The 18,766-nt window shown below is 70.3% G+C and carries 16 protein-coding genes, 1 pseudogene and 1 riboswitch; of the genes and pseudogenes, 16 read left to right on the top strand and 1 reads right to left on the bottom strand.

The window, feature by feature from the left end; genetic code table 11:
• The first annotated feature begins 9 nt into the window (after positions 1-9).
• The 3 genes from ABZV58_RS33780 to ABZV58_RS33770 are packed head-to-tail and all read left to right on the top strand — an operon-like array spanning position 10 to position 2,771.
• On the top strand, positions 10-861 hold the full coding sequence (locus tag ABZV58_RS33780) for a carotenoid biosynthesis protein (RefSeq protein WP_355004245.1): 852 nt from the start codon (positions 10-12) through the stop codon (positions 859-861).
• A 27-nt stretch (positions 862-888) separates the two neighbouring features.
• On the top strand, positions 889-1,638 hold the full coding sequence (locus ABZV58_RS33775; RefSeq protein WP_355004295.1) for a DUF3153 domain-containing protein: 750 nt from the start codon (positions 889-891) through the stop codon (positions 1,636-1,638).
• Positions 1,611-2,771: a glycosyltransferase family A protein gene (locus tag ABZV58_RS33770; protein ID WP_355004244.1), complete on the top strand. Its 1,161-nt coding sequence runs from the start codon at positions 1,611-1,613 to the stop codon at positions 2,769-2,771. The genes ABZV58_RS33775 and ABZV58_RS33770 overlap by 28 nt, the downstream gene beginning before the upstream one ends.
• A 162-nt stretch (positions 2,772-2,933) precedes the next feature.
• Here ABZV58_RS33770 and ABZV58_RS33765 read toward each other — a convergent pair whose 3' ends face one another.
• Positions 2,934-3,671, bottom strand: coding sequence for a hypothetical protein (locus ABZV58_RS33765; RefSeq protein ID WP_355004243.1), 738 nt, complete (start codon positions 3,669-3,671; stop codon positions 2,934-2,936).
• 266 nt (positions 3,672-3,937) lie between these two features.
• Positions 3,938-4,032: riboswitch (SAM riboswitch) on the top strand.
• Between the two features lie 525 nt (positions 4,033-4,557).
• On the opposite strand from ABZV58_RS33765, the gene ABZV58_RS33760 reads away from it, so the two are divergent.
• The 13 genes and pseudogenes from ABZV58_RS33760 to ABZV58_RS33700 all read left to right on the top strand — a co-directional run bounded on the left by ABZV58_RS33760 (position 4,558) and on the right by ABZV58_RS33700 (position 18,752).
• Positions 4,558-5,493: an amino acid ABC transporter permease gene (locus ABZV58_RS33760; protein ID WP_355004294.1), complete on the top strand. Its 936-nt coding sequence runs from the start codon at positions 4,558-4,560 to the stop codon at positions 5,491-5,493.
• Positions 5,490-6,263: an amino acid ABC transporter ATP-binding protein gene (locus ABZV58_RS33755; protein WP_355004242.1), complete on the top strand. Its 774-nt coding sequence runs from the start codon at positions 5,490-5,492 to the stop codon at positions 6,261-6,263. The genes ABZV58_RS33760 and ABZV58_RS33755 overlap by 4 nt, the downstream gene beginning before the upstream one ends.
• Before the next feature lie 59 nt (positions 6,264-6,322).
• Positions 6,323-7,282, top strand: coding sequence for an ABC transporter substrate-binding protein (locus ABZV58_RS33750; RefSeq protein ID WP_355004241.1), 960 nt, complete (start codon positions 6,323-6,325; stop codon positions 7,280-7,282).
• Between the two features lie 4 nt (positions 7,283-7,286).
• Positions 7,287-7,805: a GNAT family N-acetyltransferase gene (locus ABZV58_RS33745; protein ID WP_355004240.1), complete on the top strand. Its 519-nt coding sequence runs from the start codon at positions 7,287-7,289 to the stop codon at positions 7,803-7,805.
• A pseudogene (locus tag ABZV58_RS33740) lies at positions 7,802-8,601 on the top strand (LLM class flavin-dependent oxidoreductase). Before ABZV58_RS33745 ends, ABZV58_RS33740 begins: the two are co-directional and overlap by 4 nt.
• Positions 8,595-10,217, top strand: coding sequence for an ABC transporter substrate-binding protein (locus ABZV58_RS33735; RefSeq protein ID WP_355004293.1), 1,623 nt, complete (start codon positions 8,595-8,597; stop codon positions 10,215-10,217). Before ABZV58_RS33740 ends, ABZV58_RS33735 begins: the two are co-directional and overlap by 7 nt.
• A 1-nt stretch (position 10,218) precedes the next feature.
• Entirely contained in the window at positions 10,219-11,220 is a 1,002-nt protein-coding gene (locus ABZV58_RS33730) for an ABC transporter permease (RefSeq protein ID WP_355004239.1), read from the top strand.
• 28 nt (positions 11,221-11,248) lie between these two features.
• Entirely contained in the window at positions 11,249-12,085 is an 837-nt protein-coding gene (locus tag ABZV58_RS33725; protein ID WP_355004292.1) for an ABC transporter permease, read from the top strand.
• A gap of 449 nt (positions 12,086-12,534) precedes the next feature.
• Positions 12,535-14,151 (top strand): ABC transporter ATP-binding protein, encoded by a 1,617-nt coding sequence (locus ABZV58_RS33720; RefSeq protein ID WP_355004291.1) that lies wholly within the window; start codon positions 12,535-12,537, stop codon positions 14,149-14,151.
• Entirely contained in the window at positions 14,151-15,428 is a 1,278-nt protein-coding gene (locus ABZV58_RS33715) for an LLM class flavin-dependent oxidoreductase (RefSeq protein WP_355004238.1), read from the top strand. The genes ABZV58_RS33720 and ABZV58_RS33715 overlap by 1 nt, the downstream gene beginning before the upstream one ends.
• The gene (locus ABZV58_RS33710) at positions 15,425-16,798 is read left to right on the top strand and encodes an NtaA/DmoA family FMN-dependent monooxygenase (RefSeq protein ID WP_355004237.1); all 1,374 of its coding nucleotides are present in this window, start codon (positions 15,425-15,427) and stop codon (positions 16,796-16,798) included. Before ABZV58_RS33715 ends, ABZV58_RS33710 begins: the two co-directional genes overlap by 4 nt.
• Positions 16,795-17,604, top strand: a complete 810-nt coding sequence (locus ABZV58_RS33705) for a DUF1684 domain-containing protein (RefSeq protein WP_355004236.1) — start codon at positions 16,795-16,797, stop codon at positions 17,602-17,604. The genes ABZV58_RS33710 and ABZV58_RS33705 overlap by 4 nt, the downstream gene beginning before the upstream one ends.
• Positions 17,601-18,752 carry an LLM class flavin-dependent oxidoreductase gene (locus ABZV58_RS33700; protein ID WP_355004235.1) on the top strand — a complete coding sequence of 384 codons (1,152 nt, stop codon included), beginning with the start codon at positions 17,601-17,603 and terminating at the stop codon, positions 18,750-18,752. The genes ABZV58_RS33705 and ABZV58_RS33700 overlap by 4 nt, the downstream gene beginning before the upstream one ends.
• Positions 18,753-18,766 lie beyond the last annotated feature (14 nt).

The following is an 18,766-nucleotide window of genomic DNA, read 5'->3' as shown; positions in this document are numbered from 1 at the left end:
GCTCGGTCGATGATTCGGTCGGTGCGGCACCCCGTGCCGGTGCTGCTCGCGGCCTCGCTCGTGCTCGCGCAGATCGGCTATCCGCTCACCGAGGGCGCGGCGCGGGATCGGATCACCGTGGTGATCGTGCTGTTGTCCGCGGGCACGGCCCTCACGCATGCCGCCTCGACGCGCGGAACTCGGTACGCGCTGGGGTTTGTGGTGATCGTCTCGGGGCTCGGCCTGCTCGCCGAGATGCTCGGCGTGGCGACCGGAATCCCCTTCGGCTGTTACGAGTACGCGCAGGACCGGATCGGGCCGTCGCTGGCGGGCGTGCCGCTGCTGGTGCCGCTGGCCTGGACCGGCGGGATGTATCCGGTGTGGATCGTGGCCGGGATCGTCAGCCGCGGGACCGTGGGCCGGGTCGTCCTCACCACGGTCGGGGCGGTGGGGTGGGACCTGTTCCTCGATCCGCAGATGGTGGCCGACGGTCAATGGACCTGGTGCGATACCGATTCCGGGCTGCCGGGCCTGGCCCATATCCCGCTCACCAACTACCTCGGCTGGTTCTGCGTCGGACTGCTGATGGCGCTGCTGCTCGAAGTCTGGGACCGCGCCGCGCCCGCCCCCACCCGACCCCGCTCCGGCGCCTCGCTGACCGTGCCCGTCGCAATCTTCCTCTGGACCTGGCTCGGCTCCATTCTCGCCCACGCCGTCTTCCTCGATCTTCCCTACTCGGCCTGGTACGGCGCCCTCGGCATGGCGCCGCTCGGCGTGCCGCTCCTGATCCATTCGGCCCGGCACAGGCGAGGCGGGACGGGGTGTGTCGTCGTGTCGCGCCCGCCGCGTGGCGATTCGGACGTCGGGCCTGGCACGATGTGAGCCGTGCAACCGAGTCCCGCCGCCACGATGCCCGAAGTCCCGGTCCGACCGTCGCCGCGCGCACCCCGTACCAGGGTGCGGGTAGCCGCGGGCGTGCTGCTCGCCGTGCTGTTGGCTCCGGTGCTGGCGGGGTGCCTGCGGGTGCAGGTGTCGATGGGTGTGTCGTCCAACGACCGGGTGTCCGGGCGGATCATCGCCGCGGTGGTGCCCGCGAGTCCCGAGGACAAGGGTCCGCAGCTGAAGGCGCCCGAAACCCTGGCGGCGAAGGTGCGGGTCGAGCCCTACAACCAGGACGGTTACCTGGGCAGCAAGGTGTTCTTCGAGGACCTGTCCTTCGGTGAGGTGCAGCAGCTCGGCATGCTGTCCGATCAGACGCAGGGCATGTTCCAGCTGAACTTCAAGCGCACCGGCGATCTGGTCAGCCTGGAGGGGCGGGTCGACCTGAAGTCGGTGCCGCCGCACGGCTCCGACGTGCAGTTCACCATCGCGTTCCCGGCCCGGGTAGCCAAGACCAACGGTAACCGCGAGGGCGATTCCACCGTCTCCTGGAAGCTGCCGCCCGGCGAGGTGTCCAGGGTGCTCGCCGAGGTCCACTACGCCGACCCGAACACCCGCTCGTTCGCGGGTTGGGCGGGCATCGTCGGCGGCATCACCCTCGCGGTCGCCGCCATCGTCGCGGCCATGGCGTACATGGATCGCAACCCCGCCGCGCCGGAAGTTCCCGAGCACCAGTTCTCCTGGCGGCGTTGGTGGCGGACGGTCAAGCAGTTCCGCTGATCGCGCTGGTGCGGATCGGCACGGCCATCGCACTCGCGGGTTGCGGTACCGCGCTGATCAATCGGCTCTCGACGCCGCGATTGGACGCGAATGCCGAAGCGGCCGAGGCGGTTACCGCGTGCGTACCGGCTCGTGACGAAGCGGAGCGGCTCCCCGCGTTGATCGCCGATCTGCGCGCGCAGACCGGCGTGCCCGGCCTTCGGGTGCTGATCCTCGACGACGGTTCCACCGACGGCACCGCGGCGGCCGCGCGGGAGGCGATCGCGGGTGATCCCCGCTTCGAGGTCATCCGTTCGGAGGCCGAACCGCCCGCAGGATGGACCGGCAAAGCCGCCGCGTGCGCCCGCCTTTCCGAACTCGTCGACACGCCGATCCTGGTTTTCCTGGACGCCGATGTGCGGCTGGCCCCGCGAGCCATCGCCGCGGCGGCACGCGCGGTTCGCGATCGGGGCGCGGCTTTGGTCTCGCCGTGGCCGACGCAGCGAGCCGAGTCCATCGCCGAGGCGCTGGTGCAGCCGCTGCTCTGCTGGTCCTGGGCGTCGACGCTGCCCATCGTGCTCGGCAACCGCGGCCACCGTCCCTCGACGGCGGTCGCCTGTGGCCAGTTCCTCGCCTTCGACACCGCCGCCTACCGCGCCATCGGCGGGCACGCCTCGGTGGCGCACAGCCCCGTCGAGGACCTCGACATCGCCCGCGCCCTCCGCCGCGCCGGCCACACCACCCATCTCGTCGCCGCCGGGCACCTCGCCCGCACCCGCATGTACCGCGGCGCGGCGGAGATCGAGGCCGGGTACACGCGCTGGCTCTGGTCCGCCTACGGCGGCTCACCCGCGGCGGCCGCCGCCGTGGGAACCGCCCTCGCACTCGGTTATTGGCTTCCCCCGCTCGCCGCCCTGTTCGGCAGCGGACCGACCCGCCGCACCGGCGCGCTCGGCTACGCCGCCGCGGTCACCGGTCGACTCCTCGCCCGATCCCTCGAATCCGGCGGCGCCCTCCGCCGCGCCGACGTGCTCGCGGGCCTGGCCCATCCCGTATCGGTCGCCGCCTATCAGCGCCTGGTCCTCCGCTCCCACCGCGCGAAAAGCCTTGGGGCACTGCGCTGGAAGGGCCGCGCGCTGCCCGAGATCACCTGAGCAGGCGCGCCCCATCAACCCCTCGAACCCGAGGATCGTTGAGCACTACCGCCGATTTCCAGCGCCCCTGCACCCGAGACGTGGCGGGGAACATCCTGCTGGCGCAGAAGACGACTCCGGCTCGGTCACAGGACCGAGCCGGAGTCGTCGGAGGCCGGAGCCTTACGGGACCGAGGTGATACCGACGGTCGGGAGGAAGAAGCAGGACTGGTTGCCGTTGTCGACGGTGCCGAAGACGGCGGCGAGCACGGTGCCCTTGCCGGTGTCGACGGGGACGGCGCGGATGCCGCCGACGGGGAGTGCCGCGAAGAAGAACTCCTGGACGGCGCGTTCGGCGTGCGGGCGCAGGTCGGCGGGCACCTCGGCGGGGATCATCGCGCGGAAGATGTCGGCGAGCGGGCCCATTTTGGTGATGCCGCTGCGGCCGTTGCTGATGTTCAGCCAGGCCACTTGCATCCCCGCGGTATTGCGGCTGTCCTGGTTCACGCCGTAGGGCACGAAGGTGAACATGGTCTGGCCGGACTTCACGGCCGTCAGATCCAGACCGGGAATGGACACCGTGGTCTTGGGCCACGGTCCCGGCATCGCGCCCGCGACGGCGGGCACCAGACCGAAGGTGCTGCCGTTGCCGCAGAACGCCGCGGCGGTCGGGTACAGGAACGGGTCCATCCCGAATCCACGCAGCGCCTCCACGGTGGACTGGTAGGCGCCGAGCAGGTCGCCCGGTGCGGCGGCCTGCTGTTTGCCCACCAGTTCGGTGGCGGCCGAGGGTGCGGCGGGTGCGGGGGCGGGCGCCGCCACGGCGGGGGCGCAGACGCCGAACGCCAGCGCGACCGAACCGGTCGCGGCGGCGGTGAGAGTGGTGAAGCGGCGCAACAGGGTCACAGCGGTGCTCCTCATCGTCGGCACGGTGAGGACACGGTACTCCGGCAAACTCGCTCAGCAGCCGTTTCGGCAATCGGCAAGTTTTCGGCGCGTCGGCTTGCACCCGCATCTCAGAGCGTTTTCGGGCAGCCGACCGGCCGACCCGCGCAATGATCACCGGTCGTTCCGTCCGGAACCAGGGCTGCGCTCACCCTGATTTCTAACCTTGTCCGGCGCATGCCCTGCTCCGCATGATGATTCGGCTCGACCCCTGCTGCGCCCGGAGCGGACCGGGGTCCGCAACACCATCCAGAGCGACCGAGAGACCTGGCTCGCCGACGTCGCAGCAACCCCCCGGACAACCGGGTGCGGGTGCTTCCGCCAGGAACGATGGAGGACCGAATGATTCGCCCACGCAACGCCGCCCGCCGGACCCGACGCCACACCGAGCCCTGCCGCCGAACCTCAGCCAGCTGTCCGCGCTGATCCAGCGCCAGACCGTGCACCCGTCGCTGGCCGGGTGCGGTGACCAGCGCGTGGCGCGGTCGCGTTCGATTCTCCCGAAGGGCTCGAAATGAGTGCGTCCCTCGCATCCGATGCGGCGGCGGCGGAAGACGCCGATCCCCCCGGCTCCGCCAACCGGTCCGTCACAGCAAACCAACCCAGCTCAGACGTGAGCGGACCCGCCGCCACCGGCGACCGACTCGGCTCAGCCGCGAGCCGACCCGGTGCTGCCACCGACCAGCTCGGCTCGGGCGTAGCCGAACCTGGCACAGCGGCGAACCAACCCGCCGCAGCCCCGGATCGGCTCGGCGAAACCGCCGACCGACCTGGCGCGACGGTCAGCGAATCCCCGTCTGTCACAAACCAACTCGGTCCTGTTGCGGGTTACCCGGATGCCGCCGGACAGCCGAATGCAACTATCACGGCAACCGGCACTCGACCCACCCCCAGAATCGCGCGCACGTACCACCCGTGGCGCTGGGTGATCAGCGCCGCCGCTTTGGTGCTGCTCGCCCAATTCGTGCACGGCCTGGCCACCAATCCCGGCTGGGATTGGCCGACGTTCGCGAAGTACTTCACCGCACGGTCGGTACTGACAGCGCTGCGGGTGACTCTGGAGCTGACGCTGTGGGGCACCGCGCTCGGTTTCCTCATCGGAACCCTGCTCGCCGTGGCGCGGCTGTCGAACAATCCGGTGCTGCGGGTGATCGCGTGGGTCTACATCTGGGCGTTCCGCTCGATTCCGATGATCGTGCAGCTGCTGTTCTGGTTCAACATCGCTTACCTGTATCAGACTCTCTCGCTGGGTATTCCGTTCGGACCGGAGTTCCTCACCTTCGAAGTCAACGGTGTGATCACCGGATTCACCGCCGCCGTGATCGGCCTAGCGCTGCACCAAGCCGCTTATTCGGCCGAGATCATCCGCGCCGGGCTCATCTCGGTCGATCCCGGTCAGCTGGAAGCGGCGGCGTCGCTGGGGATTCCGCGCTGGCGGCAGTTCCGCACGATCGTCGTGCCGCAGGCGATGCGCTCGATCCTGCCGAACGCGACCAACGAGGTGATCAGCCTGTTCAAGGGCACCTCGATCGTCTCGGTGATGGCGATCGCGGAGCTCTTCTACCAGGTGCAGGTGATCTACGGCCGCAACGGCCGGGTGGTGCCGCTGCTCATGGTGGCGACGGTCTGGTACATCGTGCTGACCACGATTCTCACGATGGCGCAGTACTACATCGAGCGCCATTACGCCAAGGGCGCCCAGCGCACCCCGCCGCCGACCCCGCTGCAGAGGCTGCGCCGCAGGGTCCGCGAGATCGCCGAGCTGGGTTCCGCCGCGCCGCGGGGAGCCACCCGATGACCGCGCTCGAGACGCCCGCCGTGCGGCTCACCGGCGTGCGGAAGTCCTTCGGTCGCACCGAGATCCTGCACGGCATCGATCTGACGGTGCGCGCGGGCGAGGTGGTCGCGGTGATCGGCCCGTCCGGCTCCGGCAAGTCGACACTGCTGCGGGTGCTCAACCACCTGGAGCCGGTCGACGCGGGCACCGTGCACATCGATGGCGAGCTGATCGGCTACCGGCTTCGGCGCGACGTCTTGTATCCGCTGCCGGATCGCGAGGTCCGTAAACAGCGCTCCCGCATCGGTTTCGTCTTCCAGCAGTTCAACCTCTTCCCGCATCTGACGGTGCTGGACAACGTCACCCTCGCGCCGCTCACGGCCCAGCGCAGGGACCGCGGCGAGGTCGAGCGCGAGGCGAAGGCGCTGCTGGAGCGTGTCGGCATCGGCGAACTCGCCGACGCCTATCCGCGCAGGCTGTCCGGCGGACAGCAGCAGCGGGTGGCGATCGCCAGGGCGCTGGCCGTGCGGCCGCGGGTGATCCTCTTCGACGAGCCGACCTCGGCGCTGGATCCCGAGCTAGTCGGCGAGGTGCTGGACGTGATCCGCGATCTGGCCGAGGACGGCACCGCGCTGGTGATCGTCACGCACGAAATCGATTTCGCCCGCGAGGTCGCCGACACGGTGGTCTTCCTCGACGCGGGCGTGATCGTCGAACAGGGCACGCCCGCCGAGGTTTTGGACAACCCGAGCCATCCGCGCACCCGCGCCTTTCTGTCCCGAGTCCGATGAGCGCCGCGACGCCGGTCCCATCCAGCGCCCCAGCCCTCCCCTCCACGAACAGGTTTCCGATGAAGTTCCCCGCCATGGTCGCCGCGTTCGCCGCGGCCGCGCTGCTGGTCACCGCGTGCGGCACCGACCCCGACGAAGACCGCCAGGTCTCCTCCGACGGCACGGTCGCCTTCGATCTGTCCCCCGAGCAGTCCGGCCGCGTGCGCGCGGACAAGGTCGACGCCATCGCCGCCGAGGTCCCGCAGGCCATCCGCGACCGAGGGACCCTGGTGGTGACCGGCGCGTCGGGCACCGCGCCGCCACTGCGCTTCTACGCCACCGACGACAAGACGGTGGTCGGCTCCGAGGTCGACTTCGCTTCGCTGGTCGCCGACATCCTCGGACTGAGATTGGTCGCGAGTGTGGCGGATTGGTCGCAGAACTTCGTGCGCGTCGACTCCGGTGAGGTGGACGCCTTCATCTCGAACGTGACCGTCACCGAGGAGCGCAAGGAGAAGTACGACTTCGCCACCTACCGCCACGACAACGTCGCGCTGGAGGTGCCCGCCAAGAGCGATCTCCAGTACCAGGACCGGAAGAGCCTGGCGGGCAGGCGGATCGGCGTCGGCACCGGAACCAACCAGGAACAGCTGCTGGTGAAATGGAACGAGCAGAACCGCGCCGAGGGGCTGCCCGCCATCGAGATCGCCTACTACGACAAGACCAGCGACTACTATCTCGCGCTCGCCTCGCAGCGGCTCGACGGCTACCTCGGCCCGAATCCGACCGCGATCTATCACGTGAGCACGGCGAACCAGACCAAGATCGTGGCTACGTTCTCCGGCGCGGGCGAGGCGCTGCAAGGCGAGATCGGCGTGCTGACGAAGAAGAACAACGGCCTGATCGGCGCCGTCCAGAAGGCGCTGCGGCATGCCATCGAGTCCGGTCTCTACCAGCGGGTCATCGATCGCTGGGGACTGCGGACCGAGGCAGTCACCGAATCGCGGATCAACCCGCCCGGTCTACCGAAGCAGCGGTGATCCGATGACACGGGGAATGTCGACGATCCGCCGGGCGCACTGGGTCGCCCAGGACGACCCGCTGGCCGCGCCGCTGCTGGCCGAGCTGGCGCTCGAGTACAGCAGCCGCTACGGCCGCACTCCCGGCGAGGTGCACTCCGACCTGCGCGGATATCCGGCCGCGCACTTCGCCCCGCCCGGGGGCGGGCTGCTCGTGGTCATCCAGGACGGAGAGCCGGTGGCGGGCGGCGCTTTTCAGCAGTTCGACGCGACAACCGCCGAGCTGAAACGGATCTGGACCGCACGCGAGCACCGCAGGCGCGGTCTCGGCCGATTCGTTCTGGAGCGATTGGAGACCGAGATCGCCGTCCGCGGGTACCGGCGCGTCTATCTGACGACCGGACCGCGCCAGCCCGAGGCGGTCGGGCTGTACCTGGCGGCCGGGTACACCGCGCTCTACGACCCCGCGCTGCCCGCGGAAGCGGTCGGCCCGCACCCCTTCGAGAAGTTCCTCGACCTCGGCGAATGGGAGGCGACGGCATGAAATTCCTGTTGTTCACGCTGGTGACGCGAGTGCCCGAGCCGCGGACCGGGGTGCTGCCCGACACCAGGCAACGGTTGCGTTCGGTAGTCGAACAGGCCAGGCTCGCCGAGGATCTCGGCTACGACGGCTTCGCCGTCGGTGAGCGGCACGAGGATTCGCCAGCGACAGCGTCACCTGGTCGGGGCGGTTCCGTCCGCCGCTGGAGCGGGCCAGGGCACTGCCGCGCCCGTTCCAGCCCCGGATCCGGATCTGGCACGGCAGCGCTACCAGCCGCGATTCGGTGGAACTCGCCGCGCGCCACGGTGATCCGCTGTTCTCGGCCAACGTCACCAACCCGATCGAGCCCTACGCCGAGCTTGTGCGCCACTACCGGGAACGGTGGGAGCACTACGGCCACGATCCGGCCGAGGCGCTGGTCGGGGCCGGTACAGCGGGCTTCCACGTGGCACGGACCTCGCAGCAGGCGCTGGCCGCCTACCGGCCGATCTTCGAAGCGCGGCTGGCGTTGAGCCGGAAGCTCGGTCTGCCCATCGTCTTCGAGACACTCGACGACTTCGTCGCGCGCAGTTCGGCGTTGATCGGCAGCCCGGAACAAATCGTGGACAAGGTCGGCCGCCAGCACGAGCGGTTCGGCCACGAGGTCATCCACCTGTCCGCCGAGCGCGACGGACGCGGCGTCGCCGAACACCGCGAAAGCCTCGAACTCTTCCAAACCGAGGTGGCGCCGGAACTGCGCCGCCGCATCCCCAGCAGGCCGTTGGCCTCGAGCACCGAACTCATTGGAGCGACATCGTGATCCGAACCCGCCATCGAATTCTCGCGCTGGTCGGCGCGCTCGCCGCGACGAGCGCCCTGGCCGCCTGCGGCAGCGATTCGAGCGCGCCGGGGGACGACGCGGGCCCGCCGCGCCCCGGCGGCACGCTGCGCTACGGCCTGTCCCAGGCGCCGACCTGCTCCGATCCGGCGCAGGCCGGAACCAACCAAACCCTCTACGTGACACGCCAGATCGTCGATTCGCTCACCGACCAGGATCCGCGGACCGGCGAGATCAGGCCGTGGCTCGCGCGCAGCTGGGAGATCAGTCCGGACGCCAAGGTGTTCACCTTCCACCTCGCCGACGGCGTCACCTTCAGTGACGGCACCCCGCTCACCGCGGAGTCGGTGCGCAACACCTTCGATTCGGTGCAGCGGCTCGGCGGGGCGAAGGCTCCGCTCGGCGCCAGCTATCTCACCAACTACGTGGGCACTACCGCCGTGGATCGGCTGACGGCGCGGGTGGAATTCAGCAAGCCCAATGCCCAGTTCCTGCAAGCCTCCTCGACCACGCAGCTGGGCATTCTCGCCGACGCGACGACAGCCCAGCCCGCCGAGCAGCGCTGCCTCGGTGACAACATCGGCACCGGGCCGTTCACCTACGCGGCCTGGCGACAGGATCAGTCGGCGAAGCTGGCCAAACGCGCCGGATACCGCTGGGGCTCGGCGGTGTTCGCGCACCAGGGCGAGGCGTACCTGGACGGGATCGAGTTCACGGTGGTGCCCGAATCCGGTGTGCGCACCGGCAGTCTCGTCTCCGGTCAGCTCGACGCGATCAGCGACGCACTGCCGCAGGACCTGCCGCAGCTGGAAGCCGCGGGCGCGCGACTGCTCACCACGGTCAACCCCGGTGTGCCGTTCGGCTTCCAGGCCAACGTGACCCGCGGTCCGTTGCGCGACCCGGTGGTGCGCCAGGCACTGCTGCCCGCCATCGACCGCAAGCAGCTGGTGGACACCGTGCTCGGGCCCCAGTTCAATCCGGCTTCGGGTCCGCTGTCCAGCACCACACCCGGCTACCAGGACTTCTCGGCCCGGCTGGCCTACGACCCGGCCAAGGCCAAGGGCGTTCTCGACCAGGCGGGCTGGGCGCCGGGCGCCGACGGTATCCGCGCGAAGAACGGTGAGCGCCTGTCGTTCTCGGTGCTGTTCAGCCAGGCCTTCGCCGGAAACCAGGCCATTCTGGAGCTGACGCAGCAGCAGCTGCGACAGGTGGGCGTCGAGTTGAAGCTGGACCTGGTGTCCACGCCGGACTACACCGCGCGGCAGAACGCCAAAGACTTCGACATCACCTACTACAACACCACCCGCGCCGACGGTGACATCCTGCGCGCGGTGTTCGGTGTCGACGGCCGCAATCTCAATGCCCGCGACCGTATTCCGGCGTTGGACGACGCCCTCGAGGGGCAGCTCGGCGCGGCCGATTCCACCGCCCGCACCGCGTTCGTCCGCACCGCCCAGCAGCAGGTTCTCGACGCCGGGCTGTGGATCCCGACCATCGAACTCTCCCAGGCCATCGGCGCCGCCGCGAACACCAGGGACCTGAAGTTCGAGGCGTCGGCGCGGCTGCAGTTCTTCGACACCTGGCTGAGCGGGCACTGAGATGGTCCGTTATCTGGCGCTGCGCGTCCTGCAGGCGATGTGGGTGCTGTGGGCCGCGTTCAGCATCTCGTTCGTGGTGCTCTACCTGCTGCCCGCCGATCCGGTCTCCATCGCGGCCGACGGCGGCGGGGGCGCGACGGTGGACAAGGCCGCGATAGCCGAGATGCAGGCCCGCTACGGTCTGGATCGTCCACTGTGGGACCAGTACTCGACCGCGCTGGGGAACGCGATCCAGGGCGATCTCGGGCTGTCCATCTCGACCGGCCGTCCGGTCACCGAGGCGATCGGCGAAGCCGTGCCCTCGACACTCGGATTGGCCGCGCTCGCCTTGCTTTTCGCGACCGTGGGCGGTGTGACGCTGGCCTTCGCCGCCACCTACACGCGCAAGCCGTGGCTGCGCGACCTGCTCGCCGCGCTACCGCCGCTCGGTGTCGCGGTGCCGACGTTCTGGACGGGACTCATCCTGCTGCAACTGTTCTCGTTCCACTGGCGGCTGGCGCCCGCGTTCGGCGGGGAGGGGCTGCGCGGCACGGTGCTGCCCGCGCTGACGCTGGCCCTACCGATCGGCGCGGTGATCGCGCAGGTGCTCGCGGCCGGATTGGAGTCGACCTGGCGGCAGCCGTTCACGGAAGTCGCGCTGGCCAAGGGCGCGTCGCGCTGGTGGGTGCAGCGCAAGCACGTGGCCCGGCCCGCCAGCGTGCCCGCGTTCACCATCGCCGGTGTACTGGTCGGCAATCTGCTCGCCGGTTCGGTCGTGGTGGAGACGGTGTTCGCCCGCACGGGCGTCGGCAGGCTGACCCAGATATCCGTACTGGCCCAGGACATTCCGGTGGTGCAGGGCATCGTGCTGCTGACCTCGCTGGTGTTCGTCGCGGTGAATCTGGCGGTGGATCTGCTGTATCCGCTGCTGGACCCGCGGATCGCGGCGCGTGGCGCACGGTCGGCGGACGACGGCGCGACGGACGCGGAGGACATCGCGGAGGAGGTGCTCGTCCGTGCCTGACGTGCTCGGCTTGGACAAGACTCGCCGCATCGCACTGCCCGGACTCCGCCTGCCGAGCCCGGACGACCTCCGGCGCAACGCCGCGCTGATTCTCTCGGCGGCGGTGGCGCTGCTGGTGCTCGGGTGGGCGCTGGCGCCGTCGCTGTTCGCCAGTGGTGACCCGCTCATCGGGGTACCCGCCGAGAAGTTCCAGGCTCCCAGCGCGCAGCATTGGTTCGGCACCGACAACCTCGGGCGCGATCTGTACACGCGGATGGTGCACGGCGCGGGGCTGTCGCTCACCGCCACGCTGTCCGCCGTCGCGCTGGCCGTGGTGGTCGGCTCGCTGCTCGGTCTGCTGGCCGGTGCGACCGGCGGGGTGGTCGACGCGGTCGCCATGCGCGTGGTGGACGTACTGCTCTCCATTCCGTCGCTACTGCTTTCCCTGGCGCTGGTCACCGCGCTCGGCTTCGGAACGCGCAATGTGGCTATCGCCGTGGGTGTTTCGTTGATCGCCAACTTCGCGCGGGTGATGCGCTCGGAAGTGCTGCGGGTGCGGCGCGCGGTGTACGTCGAGGCGGCGCACGCCTCCGGGGTGCGCTGGTACACGGTGCTCGCCCGGCACATCCTGCCGAACTCGTACCAGCCCGTGCTGGCGCTCGCCGCGGTCGAGTTCGGCATGGCGGTGCTCTCGGTCTCGGCGCTCAGCTTCCTCGGCTACGGCGCCGAACCGCCCACGCCGGAGTGGGGCTCGCTCATCTCCGAGGGCCGCAACTACCTCGCCACCGCCTGGTGGCTCACCACTCTGCCCGGGCTGGTGATCATCGCCGTCGTGCTGGCCGCCCAGCGCCTCGGCCGTGCCGCAGGAAGGACCGATCAGCCGTGAGCGATCCGACCACCGCCCGCGCCGACCGGCAACCCGCCGAACACGGCGTCGCCGCGCCACCCGATACCGGTGCGCAGAGCGCCGCTGATGCGCTGACCGACGTCCGACTGGACAGCCGAGCTCCGACCGAAGAGCGCGAATCGCCCTCGGCACAACCCGTTTCGGACGATCAGGCAGCGCGTTCGGAAGCTCGATCAGTCCCGCTAGGTGATGCCAAAATCGAATGGCCGAATGTGGAGTCACCGCCCGGTGACCGCGAAGCCGAGAGCCGGGCGGCCGCGGACACGAGTCGCGTTACGCGATCAGCCCGCCCCGAGACGACCGGGCCACCGACGGGCGCCTCGACCCGGTCGAGCACCGACAACGACACAGCGCGTCCCGATCGACGTCAGGACGAAGGCAGCCCACGTCTCGATCGACGTCAGGACGAGGGTCGCGCCGAAGACGCCCTGTTGCGGGTGGATCGGCTCCGGGTCGACTATCGCTCCTCGGGCGGGCCGGTCACGGCGCTGACGGCCGCCTCGCTGCGTATCGCCCGCGGCGAGGTGGTGGCGCTGGTCGGCGAGTCCGGTTCCGGGAAGTCGACACTGGCGCATTCGGTGATCGGATTGCTCGGAGCGACCGCCGAGATCACCTCGGGCACCATCACTTTCGACGGCGAACGGGTCGACACTAGCTCGGAACGGACGCTGCGCAGGCTGCGCGGGGTGCGGATCGGGTTCGTACCGCAGGACCCCGGCCTCTCGCTGAATCCTGTTCGGCGCGTCGGCGATCAAGTGGCGGAGGCGCTGCTCGTGCACCGGCTCGTCGCCCGGCGGGGTGCGCAGGAACGTGTGCTGGAGCTGCTGACCGAGGTCGGCTTGGATCGTCCGGAACTGCGGGCGGATCAATATCCGCACGAGCTGTCCGGCGGGCAACGCCAGCGGGTACTGATCGCCATCGCCCTGGCCTGCGGACCGGAGCTGATCATCGCCGACGAGCCGACCAGCGCGCTGGATGCCACGGTGGCGCGCCGGGTGCTCGACCGGCTCGCCGAGCGCACCGCCGCGCGCGGCACGGCGGTGCTGCTCATCACCCACGATCTGGCGATGGCCGCGGAACGCGCCGATCGGCTGGTGGTGCTCGCGGGCGGCGAAGTCGTCGAGTCCGGGCCGACGGCGGAGATCCTCGCCGCGCCGCGCCGCCCCTACACCAAACGGCTGCTGAGCTCGTCGCCGAGCCTGGCTCCCGGTCCGCCGCGACCGGAACGGCCGCGCGAGGGGGAACCGCTGCTCGTGCTGCGCGAGGTGCGCAAGCGCTTCCACACCCGCTCCGGCGACGCCGTCACGGCGGTCGACGGCATCGGATTCGAGCTCGGCCGCGGCGAAACCCTGGCCCTGGTGGGCGAATCCGGCTCCGGAAAGTCGACAACCGCGCGGATCGCATTGCGGCTCACCGACGCCGACCATGGCAGCGTCGTCTTCGACGGCGAGAATCTGCTCGCGGCCCGCCGCGGCAGGCTACGGGCGCTGCGGCGCCGGTTCCAGGTGGTGTACCAGAACCCGTACTCCTCACTGGATCCGCGCTGGCGCGTCGGCGCGATCATCGAGGAACCGCTGCGCGCGTATGGGATCGGCGATCGTGCCGCCCGCCGCGACCGGGTGCGGGAATTGCTCGGGCAGGTCGCGCTGCCGGAGCGTTTCGCCGAGCGTCGCCCCGCCGAACTGTCCGGCGGACAGCGCCAGCGGGTGGCCATCGCCCGTGCGCTCGCACTGCACCCCGACCTGCTGGTGCTCGACGAACCGGTCTCCGCGCTGGACGCCTCGGTGCAGGCGCAGATCCTCGACCTCCTCGACCGCCTGCAGTCCGAGCTCGACCTGAGTTACCTGTTCATCTCGCACGACCTGGCCGTGGTGCGGCGGATCAGCGATCACGTGGCGGTGCTGCGCCGCGGCCGCATCGTCGAATACGGCCGCACCGCACGCCTCTTCGCGGATCCGCGCCACGACTACACCAGGGAACTGCTCGCCGCGATCCCCGCCGTCCGCACGGGGAGCGTGGATTTCGCAACGGAAAGGACGGCATGATGCCGGATTCGGATTTCTTCCTCGCGGTGGAACTCACCGGGACCGGCGCGCATCCCGCGTCGTGGCGACGCCGGGATTCGCGCGCCGAGGACCTGTTCACCGCCGCGTACTGGGTCGACGCGATCACCGCCGTCGAAAAAGCCGGGGCGGACGCGGTTTTCCTGCCCGATTCTTTCGGGTTGCAGCCAGGCGGCGCCGCGACCGCACAGGGCAGACTCGACGCGGTCGCCATCGCGGCACGGGTCGCCGCCGCAACGCACCGCATCGGTCTGCTGCCGCAGGCGCCGGTCACCCACACCGAGCCGTTCCACCTGTCCAAGGCGATCGCCAGTCTCGATTTCGCCACCTTCGGCCGTGCGGGCTGGGAGGTCACCGTGTCCGAGGGCGCCGAGCAGGCGAAGGCGTTCGGCCGCAAGGGCGCTCGCGACCCCGCGGCACTGTGGCACGAGGCGGACGAAGCCGTCGAGGTGGTCACCCGGCTGTGGGATTCCTGGGAGGACGACGCGGAGATCCGCGACTTGCCGACCGGGCGCTTCATCGATAGAGACAAGCTGCACTACATCGATTACGCGGGCGACAACTTCTCGGTGAAGGGGCCGTCGATCACGCCGCGCTCGCCGCAGGGTCAACCGATTGTCGCGGTCCGCGCCGACGAAGGGCCGAGCATCCAGGTCGCGGTGCGCCGCGCCGACCTGATCCGCGTCGCCCCACCGGATCTCGACGCCGCGCACGCCAGGCGGGCCGCGCTGCGCAGCGCCTTGCTCGGCGCGGATCGCGACCCGGACGCGGTGCGGGTGCTGATCGACATCGATATCCACCTGGCCGATACCGCCGAGCGCGCGTACGCGGAACTGGCCGAGCTGGACCGCTGGTCGGCGTCGGCCACCGCGCCGCTGTCCGGCGCGCCCGCCTCGTCGCGAGGCGGCGCCGAGCCCATCGCGCCGCAAGGTGGTGCCAAACACACAGCGCCGCAAGGCGGTGCCGAGCGCACAGCGCCGCAAGGCGGTGCCGAACACACAGCGCCGCATGTCGGCACCAGGGCGACCGGCTCGGCGCTTCGTCACATCGGCACCGGTGACTCGCTCAGCGAACTGCTTGCGGCCGTCGCCGATTCAAATGCCGCCGACGGAGTGGTGCTGCGTCCGCTCGCGGTCCAGGCCACCCTGCGCCACCTACCGACCGCCCCGCCCGCACCGGCCACCACCCTGCGCGAGCGGCTCGATCTGCCGCGCCCGCCGAGCCGCTACGCCACGATTCAGGAAGGAACACCGTCGTGAGTTCCGCCGAGCCGCGCAAGACCGTCCATCTGGCCGCGCACTTCCCCGGGGTGAACAACACCACGGTCTGGAGCGATCCGGCGTCCAAGAGCCAGATCGACTTCGAGTCCTTCGTCCACTTGGCCCGCACCGCCGAGCGCGGCCTGTTCGACTTCTTCTTCCTCGCCGAAGGTCTGCGGCTGCGCGAACACCTCGGGCGCATCCACGATCTGGACGTGGTCGGCAGACCGGACACCTTCGCGGTGCTCAACGCGCTGGCCGGTGTCACCGAGAAGCTCGGACTGGCGGGCACCATCAACTCCACCTACAACGAACCGTTCGAGCTGGCCAAGCAGTTCGCGTCGCTGGATCACCTGTCCGGCGGACGCGCGGCGTGGAACGTCGTCACCTCCTCCGACGCGTTCACCGGCGAGAACTTCCGCCGCGGTGGATATCTGGAGCACGCCGACCGCTACCGCCGCGCGGCCGAGACCATCGAGGTGGCGCGCGCGCTGTGGGACAGCTGGCCCGCCGACGCGCTGGTCATCGATCGCGACGCGGGCGTGTTCGCCAGGAACATTCCCGAAACCCGCCACCGCGGCGCGCAATTCGACATCGCCGCGCGCTTCGTCCTGCCACCGAGCCCGCAGGGCCATCCGGTGCTGTTGCAGGCGGGCGATTCCGACGACGGCCGCGAATTCGGCGCCGCCACCGCCGACGCCATCTTCACCGGCCACGGCACCCTCGAGGCCGGACGCACCTTCTACGCCGACATGAAGGGCCGCCTGGCCAAATACGGCCGCGGACCCGACGAACTGAAGATCCTGCCCGCCGCCACCTTCGTGCTCGGCGACACCGCCACCGAGGCCGAGGACCGGGCCAGGCACATCCGCTACCAGCAGGTGGGTCCGCAAACCGCCATCGCGTTCCTCGAACAGGTCTGGGGCCGTGATCTTTCCGGCTATGACCCGGACGGACCGCTGCCCGACGTCGATCCCTCCGGCGACGTGAACATCACCAGGGGACGGGTGCGTCACGCGAAGGATCCGCGCGCGGTCGCCGAGGCGTGGCGCGCCAAGGCCGAGGCCGAGAAGCTCAGCATCCGCGAGCTGATCATCGAGGTCACCGCGCGCCAGCAGTTCGTCGGCACCCCCGCCGAGGTCGCCGAGCGCATCGACGAATACGTGCAGACCGACGCCGCCGACGGTTTCATCCTCGTCCCCCATCTCACCCCCGGCGGGCTCGACGAGTTCGTCGACCGCGTCGTCCCGGAGCTACAAGAGCGCGGCAGCTTCCGCACCGAGTACACCGGCGACACCCTGCGCGACCATCTCGGCCTGCGTCATCCACGTCACCGCACATCCGTCCACGAAGGAGCCAGAGCGTTATGACCGCAACCACCGCAACCACTTTCGACTCCGAGTGGGCCGCCTGGCACGACGCCAGGGAGGACCGGCTGCGCGACCGGCTCGGCTTCCTGAGCCTGACCGCGCTGCACTGGCTCACCGACCAACCCGAACGGCTGCCCGGCCTGCCCGGCACCTGGTGGGTCACCGACAACAAGGTGTTCATCACCGCCCAACCGGCCGACCGGCTCGTCTTCGACGGCACCGGCATCGCCGGCGTGCAGATCCTCACCCCCGCCGAAGGCGCGCCGGGACTCGAGGTGCGCCACGAACAGCGCGTGCTCGAGGTCATCCGGCGCACCGGGCGCTACGCGGTGCGGGTCCACGACCCTGCCGCCCCGTCGCTGGCCGCGTTCACGGGCATTCCCGCGTACCAGCCGGATCAGCGCTGGATCGTGCCCGGCCGTTTCGAGGCGTTCGCCGAGCCGCAGGACGTCGTCACCGCGGCCGTGGTCGACGGCCTCGAACATCACCACACCGCCACGGGCACCATCGAATTCACCCTCGGCGCGGTCACCGAGCGCGTAGTCGCGTTCCAGGCCGGTGCCGAACTGCGCGTCCTGTTCACCGACGCCACCAGCGGCGTCACCACCTACACCGCGGCCAGGTCACTGAGCATCGCAGTGCCCGACGCCGACGGCGCGGTGCTGCTCGACTTCAACCGGGCGGCCAATCTGCCCTGCGCCTTCACCGATTTCGCCACCTGCCCGGTGGCGCCCGTGCAGAACCGGCTGCGGGTGGCCATCGAGGCGGGCGAGCAGGATCCGCGGCTCGGAAAGGGGCAGGCGTGACGGTCCCCCTCTCCATCCTCGACCTGGCTCCGATCAGCGCCGGTTCGACCGCGCAGCAGGCGCTGCGCAACACCGTCGAACTGGCCCAGCGCGCCGAACAGTGGGGCTACCACCGGTATTGGCTCGCCGAACACCACTTCGTCGCGGTGGCCAGTTCCAGCTCGATCACCCTGATCGGGCTGGTCGCGGCCAACACCTCCCGGATTCGGGTGGGTTCGGCGGCGGTGCAGATCGGCCACCACACCTCGGCGTCGATCGTCGAGGCGTTCGGAACCATCGACGCCCTGTATCCCGGACGTCTGGACCTCGGGCTCGGGCGTTCGGGGCATCGGCGGGCTCAATTCGGTTCGGAGCCGGAACATCCCAAGGGCGGGCGCCCGGTGGTCGACACCGCCACCGGGCGCACCGAGATCCGGGACGGCGTGGTGATCCCGCCGCCGTTCGATCCGGGTCGCATCGTCGACCGGTCCCGCTACCTGGCATCGCTGCGCGCGTTGCAACAGCCGGGCGCACAGGCGCCGGACTTCGCCGACCAGCTCGACGAGGTGCGCGCCCTGCTCGCGGGCACCTACACCAGCGCGGACGGCATCCCGTTGCACGCGACGCCGGGTGAGAACGCACAGGTGCAGCTGTGGCTGTTCGGCAGCTCGGGCGGCGAGAGCGCCGAACTCGCCGGCCGTCTCGGTCTGCCGTTCGCCGCGGCCTATCACGTGGCGCCGGGGACCGCGCTGGACGCCGTCGCCGCCTACCGCGCGGCGTTCCGTCCGTCCGAGTACCTGGCCGAGCCGTACGTGGTGGTCTCGGCCGACGTGGTCGTCGCCGCCGACGACGCGAAGGCCGAGCGACTGGCCGCGGGCTACGGGCACTGGGTGTACGGCATTCGCGCCGGAACGGGCGCGACCGAGTTCCTCGCACCGGAGACCGCGGGTCCGCTCACCCCGGACCAGCTGCGGCTGGTGGACGATCGGCTGGCGACCCAGTTCGTCGGGTCGCCGGGCACGGTGGTGGAACGGCTCGCCGCGCTGCAACGGGTGACCGGCGCGAACGAACTGCTGGTGACCAGCGTCACGCACGATCACGCGGACCGGCTGGAATCCCATCGGCTGCTGGCCGAGGCGTGGGGGTCACGGGCGGCGCGGGCGGCTTGATACGCGAATGCCCC

The sequence above is a fragment of the Nocardia sp. NPDC004654 genome, assembly GCF_040609595.1.
GTDB lineage: Bacteria > Actinomycetota > Actinomycetes > Mycobacteriales > Mycobacteriaceae > Nocardia.
This window is presented reverse-complemented; position numbering and strand designations above follow the sequence as displayed.